We start from the raw sequence: 15,591 nt of genomic DNA, 5'->3' as shown, positions 1-15,591 counted from the left end.
AAAACCTTTCCCAATTTTGTTCTTGCAATGTTCTCATTTTTGGCCTAGGAATTTAATCATCACGAACGGGAGTTTCTCCCGGCAGGAGTGTTCCATGAACGAGCTGTCCCAACTGCGGCAGGCTGCACTCGCGCCTGCCCATACGGCAGATATTGCCGATGCACTGGTCAACTCTTCCGGCCTGCGCATCGAGATCGATCGCCGACGTGGTCGAGGCGCGGGCCTCAATCCGAGCGGACGCTTCGAAGAGGAGCGCCGCGAAGTATTCGACGACGGTTGGCAGACGATCGAGGAACTCGCCCCGTTCAAGACGGAAGTGCAGGTGGAGAAGCCGCGCACGGCGATCACCCGCAATGAATCTCCGGATCTTTCGTTCGACCGTTCGATCAATCCCTATCGCGGCTGCGAGCATGGCTGCATCTATTGCTTCGCCCGCCCCACTCACAGCTTTATGGGACTTTCGCCGGGGCTTGATTTCGAATCGAAGCTCTTCGTGAAGCCGGACGTGCCGAAGCTGCTCGAACGCGAACTCAGCAAGCCGGACTACAAGCTGCGGGCGATCGCAATCGGAACCAATACCGATCCCTATCAGCCGATCGAGCGGGAATGGCGCATCATGCGGCAGATCCTCGAAGTGCTGCAGAAGGCCAATCATCCGGTGGCGATCGTCACGAAATCGGCGCTCATCGCCCGCGATATCGATATTCTCTCGGACATGGCCTCCAAGGGGCTCGCCAAGGTCGGCATTTCGGTGACGACGCTGGACCGCAAGCTTGCCCGCACCATGGAGCCGCGCGCCTCGACCCCTCCCAAGCGCCTGGACGCCATCAAGGCGCTGACCGATGCCGGCATTCCGACCGCGGTCATGGTGGCACCCGTGATACCGGCGCTCAACGATCACGAGATCGAAAGGATTCTCGATGCCGGGCATGCAGCCGGCGCAAGGGAAGCGAGCTACGTGCTGCTTCGCCTGCCGCTGGAGGTCAGCCCGCTTTTCCGGGACTGGCTGCTGCGCAGCTATCCGGATCGCTACCGGCACGTGATGTCGCTCGTGCGCTCGATGCGCGGCGGCAAGGATTACGATGCCGAATTCGGCAAGCGGATGAAGGGCGCAGGGCCCTATGCCTGGCAGATCGGCCGCAGGTTCGAGATGGCGGTCAAACGGCTCGGCATGACCCGACGCGGCCTGCCGCTTCGCGACGACCTCTTCGTCAGACCGGATGGAGGCGGTATCCAGCTTTCATTGCTCTGAACGGTAAGGCGCATTGCCTCCGGAAACATCCAGGCGATGCGTTTTGAATTCTTTCTCGTGCATGCCCTCGGAAACCAGGCTCCCTGCCCTTTCCGTGACATGCAAACCCCTTTCGGCACGTCCCCGCCACCGTCCCGTGCCGAAATGCCCCGGCCCACCGACGCCCCTCGGTGGATAGCGAAGCCGCAATCGCTTGCCGGGGCTTGCAGGAGATCGGGTCGGCGTGCGAGTCTCTGCCGCATGTTGACCCGCACGCCGCCCGATTCTCCGATGCTCTTCGAGGAAGTGCCTCTCGTACCGGATTTCAGCCTGGAACTGACGGCGCGGAAAGCCGGCCACTGGCCGGTCGCCGGTACGGATGAAGCCGGACGCGGCCCGCTTGCCGGGCCGGTCGTAGCAGCGGCGGTCATTCTCGATCCCGACAACATTCCGGACGGGTTGAACGATTCCAAACAGCTCACCGCCGCCCAGAGGGAAAACCTGTTCGAGGCGATCCTCGCAACCGCCGAGGTATCCATCGCGGCCTCCGGTCCCCGGCATATCGATGAGCGCAACATCCTGCGCGCAAGCCTGGATGCCATGCGTCGCGCGGTCGCCGGGCTTTCCCTCACGCCGGCCTATGTGCTCACCGACGGCCGCGACGTGCCACTGGGGCTTTGCTGCCCCGGCAAGGCGGTGATCCGGGGGGATGCCCGCTCCGTCTCCATCGCAGCCGCCTCGATCATCGCCAAGGTGACCCGCGACCGGATGATGGCAAGGGCCCATCACGTTTTCCCGGCCTACGGCTTTGCCAATCATGCCGGCTACGGGACGCCGCAGCACCGCGCCGGCATCGACACGCACGGCCCTTGCTTGCTCCACCGCATGAGCTTCAGGCCGCTCAAGAAGGATGGCGTTCTGGCGGAGGAGTAAAGTTACTGCCGTGGCCGTGGACCAATTGGTGCGTTCCAGCCTGAGCGCTAAAACCATCAAATCCAAAGTCCGGTGACAAGGATGAGAATCTTCTTCGACGTCGATGGGGTACTCATAGATGGCTGGCACGCAAACAGCGCATTGCGCAAGCCATGGGACGCCAACCTTCAGACCGACCTGTGCATCGACAGAGACGCCTTTCAAAAACTGTTCTTTGGTATTCCCGGCGCGCGAACCAGATCACCGATGTTTGATTGTGTCACTGGTCGCCGCGACTTGCGTGACGCCTTGGCCGATGTTCTTCCGCAGGTCGGCTACCAAGACGATGTCGATGAATTTATGCGATACTGGTTCGAGAAGGACGCGAATGTAAATGCGTCCGTTTTCAATCTTATAGATAACATCAGGGAGAGTAGCGGGGCGAAGATGTACGTCGCGACGGGGCAGGAGCATCATCGCGCACGCTATCTCTGGAACGAACTCGGCTTTTCCAGATATTTTGAACGCATGTTCTACAGCGCCCAAATTGGTCACCCGAAGAAAGATGTCCGGTTCTTCGAAACCATCAATCGCACGCTTGCAATTAGCGCAGAGGAGAGGCCGATTTTCTTCGATGACCAGCCGGAGATCGTTGAACTTGCGATCAGTAGCGGTTGGGAGGGAGTGATCTTTACTTCGCCAGACGATATTCAGCAGCATCCACGGCTGAGGCATCTGTGGCAATAGGCAATCGGCTCTTCCAATTTGCCACCGCAATAGCGGGCAACAACACCGGTGCCGAGACTGGTTAGATCTCAAAACAAAAAAGCCGGGCTCTCGCCCGGCTTTTTGAATTCCGTTCACGCCTTTCAGTTCAGGCGGGACTTCACCTGATCGACGGCGTCCTTGAAGAGCGTGTTCCGGGTCGCAGCATCGGCCTTCTTGGCGATGACGCTCTCGGCGGCAGCGACCGCCAGATCCACGGCGGCGGCGCGGACAGCACCGATCGCTTCGGCCTCGGCCTGCTTGATCTTCTGCTCGGAAAGCGCATTGCGGCGGGCGACGAATTCCTCCGTCTTCTGCCGGGCTTCCTCGCTCAGAAGGGCTGCCTCGCGCTCGGCTGCGGCAACGATATTGGCAGCGTCGGCTTCGGCTTCCTTGCGCTTGCGCTGATATTCAGCGAGCAGCGCCTGGGCTTCCTCGCGAAGGCGCTTGGCTTCCGCCAGTTCGTTGCCGATGTTTTCGGCGCGTTCGTCGAGCGACTTCGCGATCATGCCCGGCACCTTCAGATAGATGATGAGCACGAAGAAGAGGATAAGACCGACGAGGGCGTAAAAGGTTGCATCGAACGCCATGGGATCAGGCCTTTCCGTTCGCTGCCGCGGCAACCGCGGTCTTGATGTCGTCGCCGCCGGCCTTGCCGATGAGCTGATCGACGATGGCCGTCGCGGTCTCTTCGGCGATGGCGCCGACCTGGGCGAAGGCCTTGGCCTTGATCTCGCCGATCCGGGTTTCGGCGGCGGAGAGTTTCTCGGCCAGTTCCGCCTCGATCGCGGCGCGATCGGCAGCGGCCTTGCTCTTGGCCGCCTCGCGCGCGGTTTCGGCAATGCCGTTGGCCTTGGAGCGGGCGGCGGCGAGTTCCTTTTCATAGGTCTCGACCGCTGTATCGGCTTCCGATTTCAGGCGGGAGGCCTCGTCGAGGTCCTGGGCGATCCGGTCGTGGCGGTGTTCGAGAATGCCGCCGAGACGCGGAACGATGACCCGCTTCATCAGGAGATAGAAGAGGCCGAAGGTGATGACGAGCCAGAGAAGCTGCGAAGCAAAATGAGTCGGGTCGAAGGGCGGGAAAACGCCCGTTCCGTGGTCTTCGCCCTGTGCAACGCCGGTCTCGGTATGCAATTCGCCCGCAGGCGCAGCATGAGTATCGCCGGCGGGCGCTGCAGGCGTTTCAGTGGCGGCCGGCGCGGTCTGCGCGAGTGCCGGGGTCACGATCATCATCACCTCCAGGTGTATTCCAAATGCGAAGGATCACGGCGCGCTTCTCGAAAGCGGCCGTGATCCCGATCCTGGCAAGCTCTTAGACTGCGAAGAGCAGGAGGAGAGCGATGAGCAGCGAGAAGATGCCCAGAGCTTCCGTAACGGCGAAGCCGAATACCAGGCGGCCGAACTGGCTGTCAGCGGCAGACGGGTTGCGCAGGGCGCCCGACAGGTAGTTGCCGAAGATGTTGCCGAGGCCGAGAGCCGTGCCGGCCATGCCAAAGCAAGCCAGACCCGCGCCGATGAACTTTGCTGCTTCCGCTTCCATGATGAACTCCTTCGAATGGGTGTTGCGGCTGATGACTGACGCCTCAGGACGCCAATGGGTAGTTATCCTTAGTGCCCGCCGGGGTGGACCGCGTCGTTGAGGTACATGCAAGTCAGCACCGCAAAGACATAGGCCTGGAGGAAGGCGACGAGGAATTCGAGACCAGTCAGGGCGACGGTCATGATGAGAGGCAGGATTGCGCCGCCGATGCCGAGCGCACCGAGCGCGCTGAGCGAGGTGACGAAACCTGCGAAAACCTTCAGCGTGATGTGACCTGCAAGCATGTTCGCGAAAAGACGAACGGAGAGCGAGATCGGACGCGACAGGAAGGAAATGATTTCGATGCCGACGACGAGCGGCAACAGGACACCTGGGATGCCGCTCGGCACGAAGACCTTCAGGAAGTGAAGGCCGTGCTTGTAGAAGCCGTAGACCAGCACGGTGCCGATCACCAGGACCGCGAGCGCGAAGGTGACGATGATCTGGCTGGTGACGGTGAAGAAATAGGGGAACATGCCGAGCATGTTGGCGGTCAGCACGAACATGAACAGCGTGAACACGAGCGGGAAGAACTTCATGCCGTGGCTGCCGGCGCCTTCGCGCAGCATTGAGGCGATGAATTCATAGGACATTTCGGCGACCGACTGCGCACGGCCGGGGATCAGCCCGCGCTGCGAGGTGGCGAAATAGAGGAAGCCGGCCGCCGCAGCGACGGTCGCAACCATGAAAAGAGAAGCATTGGTGAAGGAAAAGTCGATGCCGCCGATCTCGATCGGAACGATCTTCTGGATCTGGAACTGATGGATCGGATCGTTAGCCACCGTCTACCTCTTTGCCTGCGCCGTCCACGACGGCTGACCTTATATTACACCGGGAGACCTAGAGGCCGCCCGTTCCCGCCTTGTCCTTGTCGCCCCGCTTCTGAAAGGTCGGCGGCGGAGCCACCACCCCGACAGATCGGAGCACGTTCAACACGCCTGCACAGAAGCCGAGGAGAAGCAGAACGACCAACCCCCACGGCGACGTACCGGCGAAACGATCGAGCAGAAACCCCAGAATGGCGCCGACCGCGATCGCGGATATGAACTCGGAAGACAGCTTGAAGCCCAGGGCCATGCCCCTTCGGCTTTCCTCGGAACTTGCGTCCCTGGCCGCCTCTGCCGCGTCATCCGCACGCTTGCCCGCGAGTTCCGCCGACAAGCGCTTCCGGCGCTCTTCCAGACTATCGTCACGATCATCCGTCATTCGCGTCCTCCCGGGCGCAAATCCCTGGCGTAGCCGGTTCGTGAACCGTTCCGACTGCCAAAAACATGCCGTCACCGTGGATTTCGCGCCTTCCGGCCCGTTTTCAAGTCGCGCGCAACATAGTTTTGACGGCTGGTATAGTCAAGGCACCCGCACCGCTTCATTCAAGGTTAATTAGCCGAGGAATTTCAAAAACTTAAGGCGAGCACAACCTGATCCAGGTAAAACTGTCGCGGGAATCGGCGCCTCTCAGCTCCAGCCGCCGCCATAGGTGCGGTAGAAAACATGCAGGCCGATGCGGCCGACCTTCTTCATGCTCCGCGCCCATTTCGGCCGGACATAGACGGCATGATAATGGGTGGAGGAGCCAACCTCGGTCAACCATACCTTGCCGGCGGTGACGGCCATGGCCACTTCGCGCGCCATCTTCCAGTGATATTCGGAGCGGACGCGGTCCTTGATGTTGTCGCAGGCGAAGGAAAACTGGCAGCGATTGCGCCAATCCTCGTTCTGGTAGACGACGTCGCAGATCGTCTTCGGATAGGCGGGATTGCGCACCCGGTTGAGGATGACCTGGGCGACGGCGGCCTGGCCGCGGGCGGATTCGCCGCGCGCCTCGAAATAGATGCCGGAAGCGAGACATTGCTGCTCGCGAGCGGAAAATACCGAGGGCGGCAGCGGGGTCGCCGCCCAGGCATGGTCTTCCGGTCCGATCGGCGGAATGAACCGCCCGCCATTCGGCTTATCCTTCAGGATGGCATCGAAGGGCGATTGGCGCGCGAAGTCCGGCGCCGAGGGCGCATAGGCGGTCGCGAGGATGTCGGCATCCCTGTTTGTAACCAGTCCGGCGATCATCGGCGAGACGACCCCATCATGCTTCTCCTCCTCGTCCCTGCGGAAATAGAAGGAGGCCAGTTCGATCGCCTTCGCTTCCTCTGCGGAGTGGGCAAAGGCGGTCCGCTCCTCCTTGGGCAAGGGAGGACGCACGAGGCTGCTGCTGCGCTGGAGGATGGAGCCGGCCGAAAAGGCCCTCGGCGGCAGCATCGGCTCGACCGCGATGACGCGGCCTTTTTTGGCGCGACGATTGACGCGTTCCTCGTCGCTGCGCGGATCGTTGCCCTGCTTGCCGCCCGCAAGCGCAACCTTGCGCCCATCGGGCAATGTAATGCCCGCATCACCAGAGGACCTGCCGCCCGGAAAGGCAAGCGATGCCGTGTGGATCGAACCGGCGGGGGATTCGGTCAACACCATGCGCCATTGTTCGCCTTTCCGGTCGAAACCGGTCAGCAGATCGGCGAGGTCGCCCTGGGCGGGCACGGAAGGGAAGGCCAGCCAGCAGGCAAGGCCGAAGACGGCGGGGGAAGTCCATCCGTCCAGACGGGACGGGAACCTGCGACGCAAAACGCTCCACGAACGCAACACCGGCTACTCCACAAGGCAATAATGATCCTCGAAAGAATCATCCATTAACCTTGATGAGCGGTTAATGCGGCGGCGCAATCGCCCTGAAATGGGGCTCAAATGCCGCTCACATAAATGTCAGCGGTCAGATGATGACATGCGAGCCGAGCTCCACCACGCGGTTGGCCGGCAGACGGAAATAATCGGATGGATCGGTCGCCGTGTTGGCGAGCGCGATGAACAGACGATCCTGCCACATGGGCATGCCCGATTCGGCATCCGGTATCAGCTTGCGCCGGCCGAGATAGAAGGAGGTCGACATGATGTCGAACTTGAACCCACTCTTGCGAAGCTGCGCCAGCGCCTGGGAGACATTGTGGGTCTGCATGAAGCCGAAGCGCAGTTCGATGAGGGTGAACCGCTCCGACAGTTTCTCGACCTTGAAGCGATCCCTGGAAGATACCCGCGGCTTGTTGATCGTCCTGATCGTCAAGACGACGTTCTTCTCATGCAGAACATGATTGTGCTTGATGTTGTGGAGCAGCGCCGCCGGCGCCGTCTCCGGATCGCTGGTCAGGAAGATCGCGATACCCGGCACGGTGACGGGAGCATGCTCTCCCTTCTTCTCGATCATCGGTATGAAAGCTTCGAGCGGCACGTCGATGCGGCGGGTCTTATCGAAGAGAATGGCGCTGCCGCGCTTCCAGGTCCACATGACGATGGTGAAGACGATCGCCATCATGACGGGCACATAGCCACCGTCATGCACTTTCAGAAGATTGGCGCCGAGGAAGACCAGTTCCAGCGCCAGCAGCGGCGCGAGCGTGAGGATCGCGAAGCTCTGCGGCCATCTCCACCGCAGGCGAACGAACTCGAAAGCCATCAGCGTCGTCACCACCATCGCACCGGTCACCGAAATGCCATAAGCGGTGGCAAGCGCCTCCGAGCTTCCAAAGCCGAGAACCAGGGCGATGACGCCGACGAGCAACAGCGTGTTCACCGAAGGAAGGAATATCTGCCCGGTATTGGTTTCCGAGGTGAACAGGATCTGCATGCGCGGCAGGTAGCCGAGGTGGATGCCCTGCCGCACCAGCGAGAAAGCCCCGGTGATGACCGCCTGGCTGGCGATGATCGTCGCGGCGGTGGCGAGGATGACCACCGGCAGCAGCGCCCATTTCGGGAACATCAGATAGAAGGGATCGGACATGGCCTCCGGGTGCTTCAACACCAGAGCCCCCTGCCCCAGGTAGTTCAGCGTCAATGCCGGAAACACCAGGAGGAACCAGGCCCACTGGATCGGTCGGCGGCCGAAATGCCCGAGATCGGCGTAAAGGGCCTCCGCCCCCGTGACGGTCAGGAAAACGGCGCCGAGCACGACGATGCCGATAAAGCCCTCTCTCAGCATGAATTCCACCGCATGCAACGGATTGAAGGCGGCAAGGATGCTGAGGTCATCGAAGATATGGGCGATGCCGCCCGCCCCCATCACGATGAACCAAAGGGCGGTGATCGGCCCGAAAAAGCGCGCGACCAGGCCCGTGCCCTTCGACTGGATCATGAAGATGCCGATCAGGATGCCTATCGAAATGGGCAGGATGGCGTTTTCCATAGTGGGCGCCACCAGCTTCAGCCCTTCCACGGCGGAAAGCACCGAGAGCGCCGGCGTGATCATCGCATCGCCGAGGAAGAGGGCCGCGCCGATGAGGCCGAGCAGCATCAAGAACGCCTTGTGACCATTGCCGGTCTTGGTGAGGAGCGCGAGCAAGGCGAGAGTGCCGCCCTCCCCGTCGTTATCGGCCCTCAGCAGAAAGAGCACGTATTTGATCGTGACGATGATGGTCAGCGTCCAGATGATCAGCGAAATCAGGCCGATGATCTCGGCCTGGGTCACGCCGTCATGGGAAATCGGCTTCAGCGCCTCGCGAAATGCGTAGAGCGGACTGGTGCCGATATCGCCGTAAACGACGCCGACGGAGCCGAGCGCAAGCGCGAACAGCCCCTGGCTACGCGGTTCTTCGGCAGTATCGGAATAAGTGGAGTGGCCCATAAGCCTCGTCTGGCTTTTAAAGCCAGCCTTTCCAGCGGAAGAAGAAGAAGGGGATGATCGCGGACATGAGCATCGCGAAAAGTGCGAGCGGATATCCGAAGTACCACTGAAGCTCCGGCATGAAACTGAAGTTCATGCCATAGATCGAAGCAACGAGCGTCGGCGGCAGGAAGACGACGGCCGCCACCGAGAATATCTTGATGATGGCGTTCTGCTCGACATTGATGAGGCCGAGCGAGGCGTCGAGCAGGAAGGAGATATTGGCGGCGATGAAGGCCGCATGCTCGGAAAGCGTCTCCACGTCGTGAGCGACTGTCCTGCACAGGCTGCCGTCATGCTTGCTCTCCTCGATCCGCGGCACGTTGAGAAGAAAGGTGAGGAGGCGGGAAAGCGAGCCGAGGCTGTCACGCACCTTGCTGATCAGCCGGTGATGCTCCGAAATATCGGCAAGCTTGCCTTCGAGAAAACGCGGCGGACGCCGCTTGCCGCGATCGCGGAAGATTTCGTCGGAAAGCCTGTCGATGCGGATGACCGCATGTTCCAGCACTTCGGCGGTGCGATCGGCAATGGTTTCCAGGAGCCTCGCAAGCAGCGTCGTACCGTCGCGCATGTCATCCGGAAACCGCCCAAGCGCGGCGATGAAGAGGTGGAATGCCTTCGGCTCGGCATAGCGGATGGTGATGAGGCGGCCGCCGGAAAGGATGAAGGCGACATCGGTGAGTTCCGGAATGTTGGTGTCCGCCTTCCAGACCAGCGAGGCGGTCATGAAAACGGAACCATTCTCGATGTAAAGCCGGCTCGAAGGCTCGATATCCTTCAGCTCGTCTCGCGTAGGAATCTGGATGCCGATCAGGCTCTCGACATAGGCATCCTCTTCCTTGGTCGGGTGCACAAGGTCGATCCAGACTATGTCATCGGGAAGAGCGAGCAGCGATTCCGCCGGCGCAAGCGTCGTAAGGGAGCCATTGGCGCGATAGGCGTTGATCAAATCGTATCTCCGGCCGAAGATCGTCGGCCTCGAACGAAAAACCGGCGTTCCGGTTCCTTCATGGAAACGTCGACTTCGGCGGGAGGCGGCTATAAAGACAGCCGCCGCCAAAATCAAGAGCCGCCTAAGGCAGGTCGTTTGCGGCGCAACATGACTCGGCAAGGCCAAAGGTTCAAGCCACTCTTTCGGCGCGGGTGTTTCCGATACCGATCAATGGCTTGGGATGAATGCCGAACGAAGCCGCCCCGGACGAAAGTCGAAGACGCGTTTTCAGGCCCGCCCTCGAACTTTCATGCATCTTTATAGGAATGCGCTCTTTTCTTTATGCGCTATTCGAAAACGATTGCCGGCGCCGGTCTTGCCACCTGGCCCTCCAGCTCGCTCCAGACCTTGGCGGCGATTTCGCGATAGATCTTTGCCGAAACGCTCTCAGGATCGGAAGCGACAACGGGCGTTCCCGCGTCGGAACGCTCGCGGATGTCGATCGTGAGCGGCACCTCGCCGAGGAAAGGCACGCCGATCCGCTCGGCCTCGTTGCGGGCTCCGCCATGGCCGAAGATATCGTAGCGCTTGCCGGTATCGGGAGCGATGAAATAGCTCATGTTCTCGATGATGCCGAGCAGCGGCACCTCCACCTTGCGGAACATGTTGATGCCCTTGCGGGCATCGACGAGCGCCAGATCCTGCGGCGTCGAGACGATCACGGCTCCCGCCAGCGGCACCTGCTGGGCCATGGTGAGCTGGGCGTCGCCGGTGCCGGGCGGCATATCGACCACCAGCACATCGAGCTCGCCCCAGGCGACTTCACGCAGCATCTGCATCAGCGCCGACTGCACCATCGGCCCGCGCCAGATCATCGCGGTCTCCTCGTCCACGAGGAAACCCATGGACATCGCCTTCAAGCCGTAATTTTCCATCGGCTTGATGAGGCGATTGCCGATCTGCTCCGGCCGGCCCGAAATCTTCAACAGCCGCGGCATGGACGGACCGTAGATATCCGCATCCAGTATGCCGACCCTGAGCCCGTTGGCCTTGAGGCCCAATGCGAGATTGACCGCGGTCGTGGACTTGCCGACGCCCCCCTTTCCGGAGGCGACCGCGATGATCGCGCCGACGCCCGGCACGCCGGCCTTCTCGCGAGCCTGCCCCTGCGGAGGATGGGGATGCGTCTGGGGCGGTGCCGGCTGCGGGCGGGCCTGAGCGGCGGCGGGTGCCGAACCCGCCTTGCGGTCGGCCGTCAGCGTCACCAGCGCGCCCTTGATCCCCGGTATCGCCGTCACGCTGCGCTCGGCGGCCATGCGCAGGGGCTCGAGTTCCTTGGCCCGGTCCGCCGGAACGGTGATGGAGAAATAGACCTTGCCATCGGAGATGAAGACGTCCGAGACCATGCCGAGCGAGACTATATCGCCCTCGAGGTCCGGACCGCGCACCTTGCGGAGCGTTTCCAAAACCTGTTCCTTCGTCACATCGGGCATGTCTTCCAACTCCTCAAGCACCTTTGGGCCTATATAGGAGGTCGCCCGGACATGCAGCAAGACGATCGGAAGATATAAAGAGCCGCCGTCCGGCCGGCAGCCGGATGGCGCCTAAATCGGACGGCGGTTTTCTTCGTCGCGCCTCTTGGGACGCTTGTCAGTCCCCTCTGGACCTGCTCCTAGAGAAGCACGAAACATGCCAGATGGGAAGATTCCGCGTAATTCCCCCCGTTTCAGCCGATCGAGGTAAAAGGTCATCCGCTCCGGCGAGCGGAATTGCCCCAAATTGAAATGATTATTTTCTGCCCATGTTCAAAAAGTGGGCAATGGCTATTTGATAAGGCCGATCCGCAGGGCCTTCGCAACCGCCTGGGTGCGGTTGACGGTATCGAGCTTTCTCGCCGCCCGATTGAGGTAATGGTTCACCGTATGCTCCGAGAGCCCGAGGATCTCCGCGATCTCCACGCTCGTCTTGCCTGCCGCCGTCCAGTTGAGGCAGTCGATCTCCCGATCCGTCAGCAGTTCGACTGCGCGGTTATCGACATTACGGATCTCCGACAGCCGGTTGAACACATGGATGGAGATGTAGCTCAATTCCATCATCTGCTGCGGAGAGAAGACCGGTCCCTCGCCCGCGATGGTTATGGCTCCGCGCCCGCCAGCGACATCGTGAACGGGAAAGCACGCGCCCCATCTCAGCCCGAAGCGCTCGAACAGGTTCTTCGAAACCGGGCTACCCCTCTCCTCGGCAATGGTGTCCGTATCCCAGATAAACGGCGCGGTCGTGCGACGCAGACGCCGGATGACGGGGCTGGACTGGAGCAGGCCCGCACGGTCGAAAAGCGAAAGCAGCTCGCTCGGCCAATTGGTGATGATCGTATTGCCGGACAATTCCAGCGACGAAAAAGGGGGCAGATTGACGACCATGAAGGTGCGGGCCGCATAGGATTCCGTGATCCGCTTCATATAGCGAAAGACGTCGAACTGCGTCTTGAGACGGGTGATCTCTTCGAGATCGTCGTCTAATCTGGCAGCCTCACCAACTTTTTCAGTCTTGGACATCGCCCGCTTTTCTTTGCTCTCGATCCACCGGAGGAATGGCCTACCAGCCATTCGTTCATCTATCGAAGCCGGCCTTTCCTATCACGACAGGTCCATCGCGAACCACATTCGACCCCGACCTTGCATCAGTCCCGGCCGATCTCTCCCGCGGTACGCGTCCTACCTGCTTATTACTACTTCCGATTCGGAGGAATGCCTAATGCGATCGCCTGCATCAAATCATGATGATAGATGATCGGTTCTTTCATATCTTGCTTGCGCGGGACTAACCAGCCTTTCCCGGCGCGCCGCGCGCTTGTCTTCCGTCTTGCTCCCGCGCTAGAAGAAGCACCAGCGAAGAATTGCCGGGAGGAGAAGCAATTTGACCGACCCAATCGTGCGGCATCCGGATCTTGCCGGCCGCGGCGTCCTGGTTACCGGCGGCGGCTCGGGTATCGGCGCGGCGCTGACGGAAGCCTTCGCGGACCAGGGCGCGAAAGTGGCCATCATCGATATCGCCGAGGATGAAAGCCGCGCACTCGCCTCCCGCCTCTCCGCCCGTTGCCAGCATCCGGTCGCCTATTTCAAGGCCGACCTGCGCAAGGTGGAGGAAACCCGCGCCGCGGTGGACGAGGCTGCGCGGACGATGGGCTCGCTTTCGGTTCTCGTCAACAATGCCGGCTGGGACGACCGCCATGACATCGACCGCGTCACCGAGGAATACTGGGACAACAACCAGGCGATAAACCTGAAGCAGATGTTCTTCGCCGCGCAGGCCGCGCTGCCGCATATGCGCGCCGCCGGCGGCGGTGCGATCGTCAACTTCTCGTCGATCTCCTACCTCCTGAACATGGGCGAAATGCCTTCCTACACCACCGCAAAAGCGGGCATCGTCGGGCTTACCAAGAGCCTGGCGGGAAGGCTGGGGCCGGAGAATATCCGCGTCAACGCCATCCTGCCAGGCATGGTGCTGACCGAACGGCAGAAGCGCCTCTGGCAGTCGGAGGATGATATCGCCGCCATGATTGCCAGGCAGTGCCTGAAGCGCAGCCTGCTGCCGCAGGATATCGCGACCCCCTGCCTCTTCCTCGCCTCGAACGCCTCCGCGGCCATCACGGCACAGACGCTGATCGTCGACGGGGGCGTTCTGTGAACCATCTCCTGCCAACACACCGGGGAACCTGCCTCACATGACGCCAGTCCACACATTCGACGGAAAAATCCTCTCCTCCACGCTGTGCAACCTCGGTGAGGGACCGAGTTTTGATCCGGACACTGACACGTTGTGGTGGTTCGACATTCTCGGCAAGACGCTGCACGAACTCGATATCGCCTCGGGGGAGAAGCGCGCCCACGCCCTCCCCTTCATGGGAAGCGTGCTTGCCCGGATTGACTCCAGCAGACAGCTTATCGCATCGGACGAGGGATTGTTCATCCGCGACCGGGCGACCGGCGCACTTTCTCCCTATGTCCAGCTCGAGATCGACAAGCCCGGCAATCGTTCGAACGACGGCAGAACGCACCCTTCCGGCAGTCTCTGGATCGGCACCATGAGCAAGCGGTCCGAAACAGGCGCCGGCGCGATCTATCACGTCGCCGGCGGCGTGGTGACGAAACTCGTCGAGAACATCAGCATTCCGAATTCGATCTGCTTCTCGCCGGACGGGTCCATCGGCTATTATGTCGATACCCGCGTCAACCGGCTGATGTCCGTGCCGCTCAACCCCGCGACCGGCCTGCCGGTCGGCGAAGCGACGCTTCTTGTGGATACGAGCGGAGAGCCGGGCGGCATGGACGGTTCGGTCTGCGATCTGGACGGCCATATCTGGAACGCCCGCTGGGGCGCCGGCGCGGTCGATGAATATGATACTTCCGGGCGCCGGCTTGCGCGACATCTGCTGCCGGCAAAGAACACGTCCTGCCCCGTCTTCGTTCTCGAGGGAGCCGGGCGGCTTGCAGTAACCTCCGCCTGGGAAGGACTAGACGAGGCCGGCCGGGCCGCCGATCCGCTCGCCGGGGCGCTCTTCGAACTGGATATCCCGATCCGCGGGGCCGCCGATCCGACCTACCGGCTCTAGGAGCCGCTCGGTCAGGCATATAATTGGGCCGAAAAGAAAAAAGATATCCCAAACCACTGAAAACAAGAAATGTTCCGCAAATTTCGCCTAAAAAATCGGCAATATTTGCGGAACTAATCCGTCGAGGGATCATTTTCCTGTCGAACCGGCGCGGCTTGGAGTCTCCTGTCCGGAGGAACCGCGCGTTCACCGAAACCAACCGAAACATCGAGAGGAAGGTAGGTTCGACATGAAGAAGACCCTTAGCACAATGGCAGCCGCAGCCATCCTCACGGCCTCGACAGCCATGGCACCGGCTTTCGCCCAGAACCCCGCTCCGTCTACGCCGGCACCGGCTCAGCCTTCGGCGCCTGCCGATCCTGCTCCTGCCCCGGCACCCGCCCCGGCAACCCCGGCGGCCCCATCAGGTGACGCTGCGGCAGCTTCGGGCGGCTATCTGACGGAACAGTCCGATACCCAGATCAGCGCCAATGACTATATCGGCAAGGCGGTCTACAACCCGAACAACGAAAGCATCGGTGACGTGAATGACCTGATCATCGAAGAAGATGGCGGCGTGGTCGCTGCCGTGGTCGGCGTCGGCGGCTTCCTTGGGATAGGCGAAAAAGATGTCGCCGTTCCGATGGACAAGATCACCATGTCACGCGACGCCGAGAACAATCAGGTACGCCTGACGACCAGCGAAACCGCGGAAGCCCTGCAGGCAGCGCCGGAATTCATGACGCTGGAAGACCAGCGCGCGGCCCAGGACGCGACCACTACGTCCTCGACCACCGGCGGCACCACGACCCCGGCACCGAAGAACTGATATTCGGAACGGAACAGGCTTTCCGGATGATCCGGTCACCAACAAGGGCGGCGCCCCCGC

The 15,591-nt window shown here is 61.3% G+C and carries 16 protein-coding genes; 6 read left to right on the top strand and 10 right to left on the bottom strand.

Annotation, left to right across the window (positions count from 1 at the left end; all coding sequences use genetic code 11):
* The first annotated feature begins 94 nt into the window (after nt 1-94).
* The 3 genes from ACE04I_RS04175 to ACE04I_RS04165 all read left to right on the top strand — a co-directional run bounded on the left by ACE04I_RS04175 (nt 95) and on the right by ACE04I_RS04165 (nt 2,890).
* Nucleotides 95-1,252, top strand: a complete 1,158-nt coding sequence (locus tag ACE04I_RS04175) for a PA0069 family radical SAM protein (RefSeq protein ID WP_046796013.1) — start codon at nt 95-97, stop codon at nt 1,250-1,252.
* Between the two features lie 240 nt (nt 1,253-1,492).
* Nucleotides 1,493-2,164 carry a ribonuclease HII gene (locus ACE04I_RS04170; protein ID WP_046796014.1) on the top strand — a complete coding sequence of 224 codons (672 nt, stop codon included), beginning with the start codon at nt 1,493-1,495 and terminating at the stop codon, nt 2,162-2,164.
* A gap of 81 nt (nt 2,165-2,245) precedes the next feature.
* Nucleotides 2,246-2,890, top strand: a complete 645-nt coding sequence (locus tag ACE04I_RS04165) for an HAD family hydrolase (RefSeq protein ID WP_487206654.1) — start codon at nt 2,246-2,248, stop codon at nt 2,888-2,890.
* A gap of 122 nt (nt 2,891-3,012) precedes the next feature.
* On the opposite strand, the gene ACE04I_RS04160 is transcribed toward ACE04I_RS04165, so the two are convergent.
* The 10 genes from ACE04I_RS04160 to ACE04I_RS04115 form a co-directional block, all read right to left on the bottom strand.
* Nucleotides 3,013-3,498, bottom strand: a complete 486-nt coding sequence (locus tag ACE04I_RS04160) for a F0F1 ATP synthase subunit B (RefSeq protein ID WP_046796016.1) — start codon at nt 3,496-3,498, stop codon at nt 3,013-3,015.
* Nucleotides 3,499-3,502: 4 nt separating this feature from the next.
* The gene (locus ACE04I_RS04155; protein ID WP_137326875.1) at nt 3,503-4,138 is read right to left on the bottom strand and encodes a F0F1 ATP synthase subunit B; all 636 of its coding nucleotides are present in this window, start codon (nt 4,136-4,138) and stop codon (nt 3,503-3,505) included.
* A gap of 82 nt (nt 4,139-4,220) precedes the next feature.
* The gene (locus tag ACE04I_RS04150; RefSeq protein WP_046796018.1) at nt 4,221-4,448 is read right to left on the bottom strand and encodes a F0F1 ATP synthase subunit C; all 228 of its coding nucleotides are present in this window, start codon (nt 4,446-4,448) and stop codon (nt 4,221-4,223) included.
* Nucleotides 4,449-4,516: 68 nt separating this feature from the next.
* Nucleotides 4,517-5,269 carry a F0F1 ATP synthase subunit A gene (locus tag ACE04I_RS04145; protein ID WP_046796019.1) on the bottom strand — a complete coding sequence of 251 codons (753 nt, stop codon included), beginning with the start codon at nt 5,267-5,269 and terminating at the stop codon, nt 4,517-4,519.
* A gap of 58 nt (nt 5,270-5,327) precedes the next feature.
* Nucleotides 5,328-5,693, bottom strand: a complete 366-nt coding sequence (locus ACE04I_RS04140) for an AtpZ/AtpI family protein (protein WP_046796020.1) — start codon at nt 5,691-5,693, stop codon at nt 5,328-5,330.
* Between the two features lie 249 nt (nt 5,694-5,942).
* Nucleotides 5,943-7,094 carry a cell wall hydrolase gene (locus tag ACE04I_RS04135; RefSeq protein ID WP_046796021.1) on the bottom strand — a complete coding sequence of 384 codons (1,152 nt, stop codon included), beginning with the start codon at nt 7,092-7,094 and terminating at the stop codon, nt 5,943-5,945.
* 145 nt (nt 7,095-7,239) lie between these two features.
* Nucleotides 7,240-9,141 (bottom strand): potassium transporter Kup, encoded by a 1,902-nt coding sequence (locus ACE04I_RS04130; protein WP_046796022.1) that lies wholly within the window; start codon nt 9,139-9,141, stop codon nt 7,240-7,242.
* A 16-nt stretch (nt 9,142-9,157) separates the two neighbouring features.
* Nucleotides 9,158-10,129 carry a magnesium transporter CorA family protein gene (locus ACE04I_RS04125; protein ID WP_052760466.1) on the bottom strand — a complete coding sequence of 324 codons (972 nt, stop codon included), beginning with the start codon at nt 10,127-10,129 and terminating at the stop codon, nt 9,158-9,160.
* A gap of 329 nt (nt 10,130-10,458) precedes the next feature.
* Complete coding sequence (apbC, locus tag ACE04I_RS04120) at nt 10,459-11,604, bottom strand: iron-sulfur cluster carrier protein ApbC (RefSeq protein ID WP_046796023.1); 1,146 nt, start codon at nt 11,602-11,604, stop codon at nt 10,459-10,461.
* 330 nt (nt 11,605-11,934) lie between these two features.
* On the bottom strand, nt 11,935-12,666 hold the full coding sequence (locus tag ACE04I_RS04115; RefSeq protein WP_046796024.1) for a LuxR family transcriptional regulator: 732 nt from the start codon (nt 12,664-12,666) through the stop codon (nt 11,935-11,937).
* A gap of 361 nt (nt 12,667-13,027) precedes the next feature.
* On the opposite strand from ACE04I_RS04115, the gene ACE04I_RS04110 reads away from it, so the two are divergent.
* The 3 genes from ACE04I_RS04110 (at nt 13,028) to ACE04I_RS04100 (ending at nt 15,531) form a co-directional block, all read left to right on the top strand.
* Nucleotides 13,028-13,798, top strand: coding sequence for an SDR family NAD(P)-dependent oxidoreductase (locus ACE04I_RS04110; protein ID WP_046796025.1), 771 nt, complete (start codon nt 13,028-13,030; stop codon nt 13,796-13,798).
* 37 nt (nt 13,799-13,835) lie between these two features.
* Nucleotides 13,836-14,723 carry an SMP-30/gluconolactonase/LRE family protein gene (locus tag ACE04I_RS04105; protein WP_046796026.1) on the top strand — a complete coding sequence of 296 codons (888 nt, stop codon included), beginning with the start codon at nt 13,836-13,838 and terminating at the stop codon, nt 14,721-14,723.
* 229 nt (nt 14,724-14,952) lie between these two features.
* Nucleotides 14,953-15,531, top strand: a complete 579-nt coding sequence (locus tag ACE04I_RS04100; protein WP_487206653.1) for a PRC-barrel domain-containing protein — start codon at nt 14,953-14,955, stop codon at nt 15,529-15,531.
* Nucleotides 15,532-15,591: the final 60 nt, after the last annotated feature.

It is taken from the genome of Rhizobium moroccans (assembly GCF_057559155.1).
Note: the sequence above shows the minus strand (reverse complement) of the source record. Positions and strands in the feature narration are given on the sequence as shown.

Excerpts from the sequence above, each read along its gene's own strand:
- ACE04I_RS04175 (WP_046796013.1), top strand. The coding sequence starts at position 95 with ATGAACGAGCTGTCCCAACTGCGGCAGGCTGCACTCGCGCCTGCCCAT.
- ACE04I_RS04170 (WP_046796014.1), top strand. The coding sequence starts at position 1,493 with ATGTTGACCCGCACGCCGCCCGATTCTCCGATGCTCTTCGAGGAAGTG.
- ACE04I_RS04165 (WP_487206654.1), top strand. The coding sequence starts at position 2,246 with ATGAGAATCTTCTTCGACGTCGATGGGGTACTCATAGATGGCTGGCAC.
- ACE04I_RS04160 (WP_046796016.1), bottom strand. The coding sequence starts at position 3,498 with ATGGCGTTCGATGCAACCTTTTACGCCCTCGTCGGTCTTATCCTCTTC.
- ACE04I_RS04155 (WP_137326875.1), bottom strand. The coding sequence starts at position 4,138 with ATGATCGTGACCCCGGCACTCGCGCAGACCGCGCCGGCCGCCACTGAA.
- ACE04I_RS04150 (WP_046796018.1), bottom strand. The coding sequence starts at position 4,448 with ATGGAAGCGGAAGCAGCAAAGTTCATCGGCGCGGGTCTGGCTTGCTTT.
- ACE04I_RS04140 (WP_046796020.1), bottom strand. The coding sequence starts at position 5,693 with ATGACGGATGATCGTGACGATAGTCTGGAAGAGCGCCGGAAGCGCTTG.
- ACE04I_RS04130 (WP_046796022.1), bottom strand. The coding sequence starts at position 9,141 with ATGGGCCACTCCACTTATTCCGATACTGCCGAAGAACCGCGTAGCCAG.
- apbC (WP_046796023.1), bottom strand. The coding sequence starts at position 11,604 with ATGCCCGATGTGACGAAGGAACAGGTTTTGGAAACGCTCCGCAAGGTG.
- ACE04I_RS04115 (WP_046796024.1), bottom strand. The coding sequence starts at position 12,666 with ATGTCCAAGACTGAAAAAGTTGGTGAGGCTGCCAGATTAGACGACGAT.
- ACE04I_RS04105 (WP_046796026.1), top strand. The coding sequence starts at position 13,836 with ATGACGCCAGTCCACACATTCGACGGAAAAATCCTCTCCTCCACGCTG.
- ACE04I_RS04100 (WP_487206653.1), top strand. The coding sequence starts at position 14,953 with ATGAAGAAGACCCTTAGCACAATGGCAGCCGCAGCCATCCTCACGGCC.